The 12,647-nt window shown below is 34.0% G+C and carries 10 protein-coding genes; 3 read left to right on the plus strand and 7 right to left on the minus strand.

Going from position 1 to position 12,647, the window contains the following annotated elements; genetic code table 11:
* Positions 1–357: 357 nt before the first annotated feature.
* Together H4V97_RS15080 and H4V97_RS15085 are read right to left on the minus strand one after the other, a co-directional pair.
* A complete protein-coding gene (locus H4V97_RS15080) occupies positions 358–1,188 on the minus strand; it encodes a ferritin-like domain-containing protein (RefSeq protein ID WP_196849204.1) in 831 nt (276 codons plus the stop codon).
* 17 nt (positions 1,189–1,205) lie between these two features.
* Positions 1,206–1,985: a ferritin-like domain-containing protein gene (locus H4V97_RS15085; RefSeq protein WP_196849205.1), complete on the minus strand. Its 780-nt coding sequence runs from the start codon at positions 1,983–1,985 to the stop codon at positions 1,206–1,208.
* Between the two features lie 1,012 nt (positions 1,986–2,997).
* On the opposite strand from H4V97_RS15085, the gene H4V97_RS15090 reads away from it, so the two are divergent.
* A complete protein-coding gene (locus H4V97_RS15090) occupies positions 2,998–4,194 on the plus strand; it encodes a PAS domain-containing sensor histidine kinase (protein WP_196849206.1) in 1,197 nt (398 codons plus the stop codon).
* A gap of 180 nt (positions 4,195–4,374) precedes the next feature.
* Here H4V97_RS15090 and H4V97_RS15095 read toward each other — a convergent pair whose 3' ends face one another.
* The 5 genes from H4V97_RS15095 to H4V97_RS15115 all read right to left on the minus strand — a co-directional run bounded on the left by H4V97_RS15095 (position 4,375) and on the right by H4V97_RS15115 (position 10,075).
* Positions 4,375–5,394 carry a M28 family peptidase gene (locus H4V97_RS15095; protein ID WP_196849207.1) on the minus strand — a complete coding sequence of 340 codons (1,020 nt, stop codon included), beginning with the start codon at positions 5,392–5,394 and terminating at the stop codon, positions 4,375–4,377.
* Positions 5,395–5,398: 4 nt separating this feature from the next.
* Positions 5,399–6,358 carry a DUF3667 domain-containing protein gene (locus tag H4V97_RS15100; RefSeq protein WP_196849208.1) on the minus strand — a complete coding sequence of 320 codons (960 nt, stop codon included), beginning with the start codon at positions 6,356–6,358 and terminating at the stop codon, positions 5,399–5,401.
* A 101-nt stretch (positions 6,359–6,459) separates the two neighbouring features.
* Positions 6,460–7,230, minus strand: coding sequence for a dienelactone hydrolase family protein (locus H4V97_RS15105; protein WP_196849209.1), 771 nt, complete (start codon positions 7,228–7,230; stop codon positions 6,460–6,462).
* A gap of 114 nt (positions 7,231–7,344) precedes the next feature.
* Positions 7,345–9,546, minus strand: coding sequence for a penicillin acylase family protein (locus H4V97_RS15110; RefSeq protein WP_196849210.1), 2,202 nt, complete (start codon positions 9,544–9,546; stop codon positions 7,345–7,347).
* 76 nt (positions 9,547–9,622) lie between these two features.
* Entirely contained in the window at positions 9,623–10,075 is a 453-nt protein-coding gene (locus H4V97_RS15115; RefSeq protein ID WP_196849211.1) for an Lrp/AsnC family transcriptional regulator, read from the minus strand.
* A 232-nt stretch (positions 10,076–10,307) separates the two neighbouring features.
* Between H4V97_RS15115 and rocD the strand changes: the two genes are divergently transcribed.
* Entirely contained in the window at positions 10,308–11,591 is a 1,284-nt protein-coding gene (rocD, locus tag H4V97_RS15120; protein ID WP_196849212.1) for an ornithine--oxo-acid transaminase, read from the plus strand.
* Entirely contained in the window at positions 11,591–12,565 is a 975-nt protein-coding gene (locus H4V97_RS15125; RefSeq protein WP_245345247.1) for an arginase, read from the plus strand. The genes rocD and H4V97_RS15125 overlap by 1 nt, the downstream gene beginning before the upstream one ends.
* The last annotated feature ends 82 nt before the right edge of the window (positions 12,566–12,647 follow it).

Here is a 12,647-nt window from a genome sequence, read left to right on the forward strand (position 1 = left end):
GTTAGATTTAGTTTGTACAGGCTGAGTACAGTTTTTATTAAATTTAATGTTTAGAAAAATGTAGTGCTAAAATTGAAAAAGTTTTAAAGAAAACGTTTCGATATTGTTACAAAGTACTATTTCAATGGTTTGTTTTTTTGCTAAAAGAGCGCAATTTTCCAGAGAAAGTTCATAGGACAGTTTAAAATTATCTACTTGACACTTCAAGTTTTAAATGAAAGGAAAAGCCGTTTTTAAACAAGAAATGTCCCAAAAAGGTAAAGCCTCGAAGAATTTCGAGGCTTTTTTGTAAAAACAAATTTCTTAATTTAAAATTTGAAATTCATTGAATTATATTCTTGAAATTATAAGCAATACTTACACGATGAACAGATTTGCGATAGTTACTGTTTCAACAGTTGTTAAGGGCTCATCATAAGATTCAGATCCTGCGGCTGCTCCAAAAAGTGTGGCTGTATTATAACCCGCCTGAGTTGTGAGTTCTTCGCCATTATATACAGCTTGTGTTGCAGCTGGCATTCCTGCCCCTCTTTCGTTTCCGGTTATCCATCCTTTTAAGCCACGTAACCTTCTCACTTCTGAGGCATGTCGCGCTTCAACTGAATGAATTTGTAATGCAGCAGTCAATAAATCCGGAGCTGAAATTAGATTTGTAGCTTGTCCTTTGTACGCTCGTACTCCAGTATCTTCAAATGCTTGTGCTAATGCTAAGAATTGTGCGTATGCAGCAGTATTTCCAATCCCAGTAGCATTAAAGGGATCGAATGCACCGCCAACAGTAAAGTCAAAAGTGGGTTTGGCAACAAAATTCGGACTTCCAGCTCCACCTAAACCTGCAATCAGGAAGGTTACGTGATCTGTTTCATGCGCTGAAATTTGCATAAATACTTTTTCATCTCGGCCACCCGTTGGAATCACACCTGATGCTAACCCCATAAGATAGAATTCTTTTTCTAAATATTCAAGTGTCAAAGCCAGTTGTAAGGCTCCAATTGGAGTGGAGGGTGTAGGGCTAATATCAGCAGCGGATGCTTTAGTTGAAGTCAACGCAGCAAGACCGAAAGGAATTGCAGCATAAGCGGCATTTTTACCTAATTGTCCAAAAAAATTGAAACTGTCTCTTCTGGAACCTTTACCGTTCATTAAGTTGTCGTTGGTAAACGGCTCTAAAAATTTTAATATATTCATAATGATAAGTTTTTAGGTTACGGTAAATATTTTGCAGTAAATTCTGTTGTGATAAATCCTCCGGCAATAAGCAGTACTTGCGATGGATTCAACTTAACGTCTAATCCAGTAGTGGGATCTACCACATCATCACCAGCAAAATCGTTTGAGTTAGGATTGATTAAACTTCTAATTGCTGATGCGTGTCTTGCTTCTACAGAAACGATTTTTCCCGCAAGCAATAAATAATCAGGATTGGAAAGTAATCTTCCGGCACCATTGTAGGCAGCTACTCCAGTATCTTCAAGTGCTTTCGCAGTTGCTAAGACATCTGTACGACTGTTAAAATTTAAACTTCCATAATTAAAAGCCAAGTTAGGTAGCAACTGCTTTTCTGGATTTGGTAGTGCTCCTGTCAATGCCGCTTTGAAAAATTCTCGATGGATGACCTCATGATAATACAAATCAGTCATAACTTGTTGCTCGATCGAATTGAATGTTGAGGTGAAACCGGAAGCATTTACTACTTTGGTATAAAAGTCGGCTTCTAGCTGCTCCAACGCATACGCATATGTAAGTACGCCTAAATCATTACCACCTAGGTCAAACACGCCGTCTTTAACACCAGGCTTGTGTCCGTTACTTCCAATTTTAGCTGTACTGTCAAAAGAATTATTTAGACCTATTCCTTCGTCATAACTACAACCTGTCAGAAATAATCCTGTTCCGGCAACTGCCATTCCACTTAATTTCAGAAACTCACGTCGGCCTTTGAGGGGTGAGGAGCTCACTTCATGAATTTTTACTTCATTTTTCATAATTAAACATTTAAAAGTTAATAATAAAATTTATTAACCATCACATTTAATTAAACTTGTGGAAGATTTGGGATCTTTAGGTGTTAGTTGCTGTTTTAGACAACTGTTTAATAATTACTTACGTATAAAGTTGTATGTTGGTTTTTTAAATGTTTTGGGAATACAATCGAAGCTGTTGAATAAGAAAGTAAAATTTGTTTGATTTCCATCTTTAACGTCTAAAGGGTTAATAATTGAATAAAACTTAAAGTAGACCCCCTGATTTTGACAAAAATAAGAAATAGACATCTCATTATTAACTATCTTATTAATCACGCAACTTATGCTTTATGATTCATTTTTATTTTTACGCTTATAGCACTTTCTAAAAATTTATCACTCTCAAATTTAGACAAAAAATTTTAAAAAAATTTACATAATTACCTTATAATTAATTATTTAACAATAAGTTAACTTTAATTAATAAGCCTAATCTGAGTTTTTATTAAATTTGATTAAACTACAATAGAGTTAAAATTGTTAAATATTAGAAGTGAGTTTATCAAAATTGTTAAAGTTAAATTTTTGATCGTTTAATTTTTTTTATCTACCTAAATCCTCGATTTTTTTAACACAGTTTATAGCGAAATTTGAAAATTTATATGGATTAATATATATTTTACTGTTAAATGGGATGCAATATTTTAACAACAGAATAATTTAGAGGTCAGAATCCTCGAAGAAATTCGCGGCTTTTTTTGTGGGATAATGTATCATGAAATTGTATTCACTAATTTATTGGCTTGACTTTTGTAAAAGGAATAGTATCATATTGGATTCAAGGAAGTTATGTAGGATTTAATGAGCAAATAAATTGTAGCAGTATCTTTCATGGACCTACATTCTTGTATTAACGGTTATAATTTGAGTTATAGATCATTCCTATATTCTTTTGTGTATCTTTGAGCGTATTTCTTAGTTAAATAAACCGAAAATAAGCTTTCAAAATTTTAAATATTATTTATATAATTTAATGAAAAACGAGAAAATTAATTCTAAAATTCTTAACAGTAATTACCTTCCAACAGATGAGTTTTACAGCCAAATAATAGATAGTTTACAAGATTATTCGATTTTCACTCTTGATAATGAATTTATAATTAATAGTTGGAGTTCTGGTTCAACAAAAATATTTGGTTATGAATCCGATGAAATTATAGGAGAACATTTTGATGTAATTTTTACTGAAGAAGATATACAAAATGGTATTCCGCAAACAGAAATTCAAGCTGCATTAATAGAGGGGAGAGCAACTGATAACAGATGGCACATTTGTAAGGACAAAAGTGTATTTTATGCTTATGGTTTAGTTTTTCCGCTTATTGGAGTTGAAGGGGAGAGGTTAGGATACGTTAAAATCCTGCGAGATTTGACGGAGAGAAAGAAATCAGAGGATGCTATAAAAAAATATGTGAAAGAGCTGGAAGATCTCAATGCACACAAAGAGAATGTGCTTGCAATTGTTTCCCATGATTTAAGAAGTCCATTGTCTGGAATTATTGGAACTACAGAATATCTGAAAACCAATCTAGACAGATTGGAAACTCAGAAAGCAAAAGAAATGCTTGATTTACTCCATAAAACTGCAGTAGATGAGTTAAACATGCTGGACAATTTAGTGGAATGGGCAAGAATAAAATATGCATCGGAAGTATTCTCTCCTGCAAAAATTAAGCCTTCTACTTATGTGCAAAAGGTTTTTGAATCATTACGTGAAACGGCTTCTATGAATTCCATAAATCTTCGTAATGAAATCGAAGATGATGTAAGTGTTTTTGCCGATGGAAAGATGTTGCTGTCTGTTTTCCAAAATATAATTTCCAATGCTATCAAGCATTCTTTACCTGGAGGAGAAATTATCGTTTCGGCAAAAATTGAAGCACAAAAAGTAATAATTCAGATAAAAGATTCCGGAATTGGAATGTCTAAAGAGGTACAAGATAAACTGTTTACCCCGCAAATGAGCACACTCTCTAAAGCAAGGAAAGATAACAAAGGAGCAGGAATAGGCCTATTATTGGTAAAAGGGTTTTTAGAAAAAAATGATGGTGAAATTTGGGTCGAAAGTGTTGAAGGAATTGGCTCTTCTTTTTATTTTACATTGCCTCTTGAGCAACCCTTGTATAAAATTGATAGTGTAGATAAAATTGAATTTGACGAAAGGGTTTAATCTATAATTGATATAAAAAAAAGCTTTGAAGGAATTCAAAGCTTTTTTTTTTATCGGATTTGCACAAGGGATAGCAGCGAAAATCCTGCGCTTTTTTCAGCGCAGATTGTAGCGTATAGCCCGAAGACGATTTCACTCCCGATAATTATCGGGAGTGAAATCGTGGATGTGCCCAAATAACTATTCTATTTTTTTATCGACTACAGGTCTATTTTCTCTGTTTGCCAACTCCCAAGCAATTACGAATGCAAATTGAGCTCTTTTAGCCAAAGCATCGTATTCAATTTTATTTGGTTCATCCGTTTTTTGATGGTAATCTGCATGGACGCCATTAAAAATGAAAACAGCAGGAATGCCGTTTTTGGCAAAATTATAATGGTCAGAACGCTCATAAAAATGATTAGGATCTGATAATTCGTTGTATTTATAATCTAAATCTAACTTGGTGTACTTGGCGTTTGCCATTCTGGAGATATTATCTAAATCAGTTGATAAACGGTTTGCGCCAATTACATAGACGTAATTATTAGTATTTGCATGAGCCTCATCGCGACGACCAATCATATCAATATTGATGTCAGTTATTGTGTTTGCTATTGGAAACAAGGGGTTTTCAGAATAATAGCGAGATCCGTGTAAGCCATGTTCTTCGCCGGTAACGTGTAGAAAAAGGATAGACCGTTTAGGACCGTGACCCTCTTTTTTTGCTTTTTCGAATGCTTGTGCAATCTCTAATAAAGCAACGGTTCCAGAACCGTCATCATCAGCACCGTTATATACTTCGCCATTTTTAATTCCTACGTGATCGTAATGCGCTGAAATGACAAGGACTTCGTTTGGTTTTTCAGAACCTTCAATAAATGCCCAGATATTCTCTGAATCAGCTAAATTTTCATTTCGCTTGGCATTCAAGAAAGCCGCAGGAATTCTTTGGTAGTAATCTTTGGCTCCTTTAGGAAAAGGAACATTGTTTTTTTTGTATTGATTGATAAGATAAACTCCTGCTTTTTTCTGACCTGCTGATCCGGTTTCACGGCCTTCCATCGAATCAGAAGCGACAATATAAAGATGTGTTTTTAATTCATTGGCAGTTATAGTATTCATGTATTTTGTTGGGTCAGCATTGTCAACAGTGGTTTTTTGACTAGTGCAACTTGTGCTTAAAACGAATAACAAACCTAGTAAAGGGATTTTTTTCATGATTTTAATGTAAATTGATAAATGTATAAATGGCATATAAAGTAAGAATAATTACAATTATAATAGCGTTGATTAAAAACAGGATGCTGCTTTTTATAAAGGAAACTAATCGTGTTTCACCGTAAAATCTATGGTGTGCTGGAAAAAAATAATAAACCATCCAGCTATATCCTATAAAATTAATTGTTCCCTCAATGAAACTGGCGAAACCTGACAATGCAAATAACGAAAATAACTTTGTAATTAAAAACAAGATTAAAAAAATTAGCAATAAGAACGAAAAATAATGCAAGGTAAATATACCATGATCAAAGTAATACCAGCGTTTCTTGTTATGAAAAAGCCATAGAAAAAATGCAAAAAGAGGCATGAATATGAATAAAACCTTCGGTAAATTATGCAGAAACGATTCCAAGAATTTTTTAATAATTTCTTGATTGCTATTGTTTTCGGTAACAGTTAATACTTTCTTGGTTATCCAATAACTAAAATCGTCTAATTTATTAGACTGTGGCGCGTATTTCTGAAGGGAATCTAGTTCTTTGACTGATTTATATTGCTCCCCAAAAATCTGATATTCTTTTTTGGTGTCTTTATTTGTAATTGTGATTGGTTTTTTTTCGTCAATTTTTATAGGTTCCGATTCTTTATTTGGAAAAATGGCAATTAAAAAAAATGTAATAAAGCTGATAAAAATGTAGAGCCGGACTGGCGCCAAATAAGATAATCGCTTTCCGGAAAGATATTCCTTGGTTAAAGTCGCCGGTTTGAATAACAGGTTTCTTATGGTTTTCCAAAACGCATTTTCATAATGTGTCAAATCTTCAAAAAAATGAATAAACAAATGATGAAATGTTTTTCTGGTATCCGTGTTTTCCTGTCCGCAATTAGGGCAGAATTTATTTTCGACCACATATCTGCAGTTCAGACAAGTTTTGTCGCTCCTGATTTTACTTTTTGACATAAAAAAAGAGTATAAATTCTATGATTTTGTTAAATTTCAACTTATAAATCTAACAAAAATCCAGAACTTATACCGTTTTTTAAAAATATATATTTAATAAATTATTTCAAAACTTCTTTTAAGAAAGAATTCATACGTTCCCAAGATCGTTTAGCCGCTTTTTCATTGTAAGCCGCTCCTTTAGAGTTGTCATTTCCTGCTTCAGGATCTGTAAAGGCGTGAACTGCATTAGCATAATAAATCATTTCCCAATCTGCTTTTGTATCACGCATCTCTTGCTGAAAAGCAGTAATTTCTTCTTTGGGTTCGTAAGGATCATCAGCACCATGTAAAACTAAAACTCTTGTAGTGATTGGATTGTTCATTCGGGTCGCATCGCGCCCTAAACCACCGTGAAAAGAAACTGCTCCTTTAATTTTCATTCCTGCTCTGGCAGCTTCAAGTACCCCCGTTCCTCCGAAGCAATATCCTATTACAACAATATTATCACGATTAGCACCTGCTTTTACTAATTGATCTAAAGCGAGTTGAATGCGTCGTTGATAATCAGCTACATTTTTTTTATAAAAACCGGCTTGTTTTCCTGCTTCCTGCATATTTGTTGGATAATTTCCTTCACCATAAATATCAGCGACAAAGGCATAATACCCCATTTTTGAAAGTTTTTCCGCAGATTGTTTTGCATGGGTGTCAATCCCTTTCCAAGCGGGAAGGATTAAAATTCCAGGTTTAGTTTTGCTTGCTTTTTTTGGTACAATTGATAAACCATTTAATTTTTGATTTCCATCAGTGTATTTTACGGCTTTCAATTGTGCGAATGCGCCATTAGAGAACACTAGAATTCCTAAAAAGGCAAAGAATATATTTTTCATATTAGCTATTTTTATTTATACAAAATTCTCAATTAATTTGTCATAAAATTAAGACTTTGATTTTTTTATCTTATGACTGTATTTTTAATTCTTATGATAAAAAGTTGAAAAAAACTATTCACCGGGGTGATAGGTGCGTTCCGCATTTTTTTGAACATCCTCCTTATAAAAAAGTACGTCTTTGAATTGTCCTTTTCGATACATTTCTGCCTGGTCATAAAAGTGTTTCGATTTTGGATCACCGCTGTTTCCGCCAGCAAGTAATGATTTGGCTTTTATTTTTGGTCCAAATTCTACCGCGCACACAAAACTGTTACCATTATATCCGTAACGCTTTTTGGTACCTTTTTGATAATTGCTTTTATAAGCAGGTAAACAACCCCAAAGAGCAGGTGCATTACCAATGGGCAAACTCACCAATGCATTATTATAAGTTAAATCAATGTCGCCAGATGGTCTTTGGAAGCGATTGATTTCGCCCCAAGGAATTTGCCAGGTTCCAAATTTAGCCTTCAATTCATTAACGACCATTTGTAATTGCGGAATAAGTTGATCTGAAGATGCATTTTTTGCAAAATTCTGAGTGTTTTCCACTTGGTCTAATTCGCCTTCATCAATATATACTTTTTGAATGATAGGATTTAATTTGGATGCCCATTCAATGGCTAATGTCGTCGCTACCGAACTTTCATTCGAATAATAATCCCATTTTTTTAATGTAGTAATGGGTTCTAATAATTCGGAATAAATGGGTTCATTTTTATTAATATTTTTTTCAAAACTCGAAATTAAAGAAGGAATTAGGACCTCAAAAGCGGACAGTTTTGTATCGTAACCGTCGGCAATTATTTTGTCTAAAGTATATTTTTCGCCTTTGCTTAACAAGCGAACAGCATTTATTCCTCTGAAACTTTCTCCGTCAGGAGCCATGTAAGGCATATAATCTTTCTTTTTTGGACTATCGGCACCCGCTACGGAATAGGGTGTTGAATTGCAATTTTGCAACCAACCGTTTGTAGGATTGTATAAATGAACTGTTTCAGAAACATCATGCAATCCTTTCCAGTCGGTTTTTGATGTGGAACCGTCCATAACTTTTGACCAATTCAGATTTTTATCTCTAATAGGAATAAAGTTCCCGTGCCAATAAGCAATGTTTCCTTTATTGTCAGCAAAAATGGTGTTATTAGATGTGTTGGCTTTTAAATCCATTGCTTTTTTATATTCGTCAAATCCTTTCGACTTTGTTCTCACCCAACTTTGAACCAAGCTATTCATCGAACGATTATTCGATTTCAAACTAATCCATTTCCCATCTCGTTTGGCCATAATTGGACCGTGGCTTGTAAAGTATGTTTTGAATTTTTTAGTGATTTGTTTTCCGCTTTCAAGATAATTAATGGAGATCATTTTTTCGCTAACGGGTACTAATTTAGAGTCGTATTCGTAGAAAAGTTTATTGTTTTTGGTTATAATTTTTTCGGCATACATATCGGCGACATCCACATTAGAGGAAGTGTGCATCCAGCCGCAATTTTCATTAAATCCTTGGTATATAAAAAATTGTCCCCAAGTTACCGCACCATATGCATTCAATCCTTCTTCGCTGCTCATTTGTATTTCAGGTCTAAAGTAAAAAGTCGTGTGCGGATTAATGTAAAGAATAGCATTTCCCGAAGCCGTTTTGGCTGGAGCCAAAGCAAAACCATTAGAACCAGTTTGCACGTCTTTCTCTCTTTCTACATAAGCAACCTTATCCGTGTTTCCAGAGTAGAAAGCTTTGAGTTCACCAGTCGTTAAATCTGCAGTGCTGATGGCACCAATGCTTCCGTCTGTCCAAAGCAAAGGAAACCAAGGTTCAAAATGAGTTAATAAAGCAGGTTTCACTTCGGGGTGTTTGTGCAAGTAAAAGTTAATTCCATCAGCATAACTATTCAATAATTTTTTCAGCCAAGGTGCTGCTTTTTTATAATCGGCCTTGGCTTCATTGGCATCCATTAAAAGTCGTATTTCTAAATCATTATATAAAACCGACTGTCCTTTTATTTCTGAAAGACGACCTAGTTTTTCTATATAATTCATTTCTACACGTTTAAAATCGTCTTCGCACTGCGCGTAAAGCATGCCAAAAACCGCATCTGCATCCGTTTTTCCATACACATGAGCAATTCCCCAATTGTCTCGGATAATCGTTACTTGTTGTGCAGATTTTTGAAGCCTTTTAATTTCTATTAAATTGCTGTTTTGAGAAAATACTTGAGTAGTACAGCAAAAAAATAAAAATAGTACAGCGATTTTTCTTTTGAAATGATCCATTTTATTGAATTTTAAATTTTTGAATTTCGTTATAAATACTCCTTTAATCTTTGGAATGACACCAAATTATTTCTTTTTAAAGCGATATGTTTCTTTTAAAAGCACATCCCAACTCTATGATAGAATCTGTTTTTGAAATGCCGGGAATGTTGTCTATTTTTTCGTAAAGAATCTTTCTCATGTGCTCATGGTCTTGCGCGACAATTTTTATATATAGCGTAAAAGAGCCCGTTACATAATAACATTCTGTGATTTCTGGAATGTTTTTTAATTCTTCAATAATTCGATTCGAATCCTGGTCTTTGTTTAAAGTGATGCCAGTGAATGAGGCCCAGTCATATCCTATTTTTTTCTCGTTTATAATGGGCTTTATCCCCACGATTATTCCTTGTTCGATTAATCGGTTTATCCTCTGGTGAACCATTGTATTGGATATTTTCAAAGCAGTGGCAATTGCTGAATACGCCATTCGGCCGTCTTTTTCCAATTCTTTAATGATATTTATATCGAATTCATCTAATGCGTCCATTGGAATTTATTTTTAAGTTGTAAGGGTATTTTTAGAAGTATAAAAGTAATTATTATTTTTTATATTATTGGGCGAAAATCATTTCATTAAATATTGTAAAATGACTTAATTTCGTACAAATAAAAGTAAATTTAACTTTTTTTAATTAAAAGTAAGTCAAAATTATCAAATATTCTTGTAAAATAAAAAATATTAGTTATTTTTGTTTCAAAGTTTTAAAAAATATAAAGTCATGGAACACATTGATCAAACACTTTCTTCAAAGTCTAACGAGTTGATAGAAAAAGAAAATAAATACGGTGCTCATAATTACCATCCTTTACCGGTAGTTTTGGAAAGAGGAGAAGGAGTACATGTTTGGGATATTGACGGAAAGAAATATTTTGATTTTTTATCTGCTTATTCTGCGGTTAATCAAGGACATTGTCATCCTAAAATTGTGGGTGCTATGGTTAAACAAGCGCAAACACTTACTTTGACTTCACGTGCTTTTTATAACGATCAATTGGGTCCGTATGAAGAATTCATGACGAAATATTTTTATTTCGATAAGGTTTTACCAATGAATACGGGAGCTGAAGCAGTAGAAACTGCTTTAAAAATATGTAGAAAATGGTCGTACGAAGTTAAAGGAATTCCTGAAAATCAAGCACAAATAATAGTTTGTGAAAACAATTTCCACGGAAGAACCACTACTATTATTTCGTTTTCGAATGATGAAAATGCACGTAAAAGCTTTGGTCCGTTTACAGAAGGATTTATAAAAATACCATACGATGATATTGACGCATTGGAAAATGTTTTAAAATCAACAAAAAATATAGCAGGTTTCTTAGTGGAACCAATTCAGGGAGAAGCTGGTGTTTACGTTCCTACCGAAGGTTATTTGGCGAAAGCCAAAGCACTTTGTGAACAACACAACGTTTTATTTATTGCAGATGAAGTTCAAACAGGAATTGCTCGTACCGGAAGATTATTGGCGACTTGTGGGAATTGTGATTGTAAAAAAGGTTGCGAAAATAAACCAGAAGTAAAACCAGATATCCTTATTTTAGGTAAAGCCATTTCAGGTGGTGTTTATCCGGTTTCGGCTGTTTTGGCAAATAACGAGATTATGGATGTAATCAAACCAGGACAACACGGATCAACTTTTGGTGGAAATCCAGTTGCAGCGGCCGTTGCCATTGCTGCACTTGAAGTTGTGAGAGAAGAAAATTTGGCGGAAAATGCTGAAAGATTAGGAGTTATTTTGAGAAAAGGTCTTAACGACATTGCTTCAAGAAATCCTATAATTACATTGGTTCGTGGTAAAGGATTATTAAATGCTATTGTGATTAATAGTGACGAGGAATCCGATTTGGCTTGGGATATTTGTATGAAATTTAGAGATTATGGTCTATTGGCAAAACCAACACACGGAAATAAAATTCGATTTGCTCCGCCATTAGTGATTACCGAAACTCAAATTCACGAGTGTCTTGCGATTATTGAAAAGGCCTTAAACGATTTCAGATAATGGTTATTACAATGGAAAAAGCAATAAAATTAATAAAAAACAGATCCGATATTGGTGCAGGAACAAGAGGTTCCGATATGGGTATTGATGCAATCGAAATTGCAGCAATCAATCAAAACAGTGATTATTTTAATCAATTTGAATTTGAAGATGTAAAAACGCATAACGAATCCATATATGATAAAAACCGAAGTACTTCTGCCAAAAGAATTGAGCACGTTGTAGAACAATGCACTCGGGTTTCTAATGCGGTAAAGAAAAATCTAACGGCTAATTTTTTTCCAATAGTGTTATCAGGAGATCATTCTTCGGCGTTAGGGACAATAAGCGGGATAAAAGCGGTTTATCCAGAACAAACATTAGGTGTTATTTGGATTGATGCCCATGCGGATTTGCATTCGCCATACACTTCGCCTTCTGGAAATATTCACGGAATGCCTTTATCTGCTGCCATTGCTGACGATAATTTAAGTTGTCAGAATAATGAAGTTCCTGCGGAAACGCAACAGCATTGGGAAGATATGAAAAATATTGGCTGCGACGGTGCTAAAATACTTGCTGAAAATTTAGTTTACTTTGGTGTTCGTGATACAGAAGAAGCTGAAGACAAGCAAATTGAAAAATTAAAAATCAGGAATTATATGGTGGCCGAAGTGCGCTACCGAGGTCTTGAAAAATGTGTTACAGAAGCGTTGTCAAAGTTGTCGCACTGCGATCGATTGTATATTTCTTTTGATGTGGATTCGATGGATTGTGATATGATTTCTTATGGAACTGGAACGCCAGTTCCTAAAGGATTTGATCAGTACGAAATTATTACAATTATCAATCAAATTATTGAGTCAAAAAAGGTAGTTTGTATCGAATTTGTGGAAGTAAATCCATTATTGGACACCAAAGGAAATAAGATGGCAGAAACAGCTTTTGAAGTATTAGAAGCAATCACTTCAACACTTATTTTACCGGTAGAATAGTTTATTGCTGCTTTTAGTTATTATAAGAAAACCCAAAATCTATTTAATTTTGGGTTTTTTCTATTTTATAAATTACTAAAAC

This window comes from Flavobacterium sp. CG_23.5 (genome assembly GCF_017875765.1).
In the GTDB taxonomy this organism is placed as follows: domain Bacteria; phylum Bacteroidota; class Bacteroidia; order Flavobacteriales; family Flavobacteriaceae; genus Flavobacterium.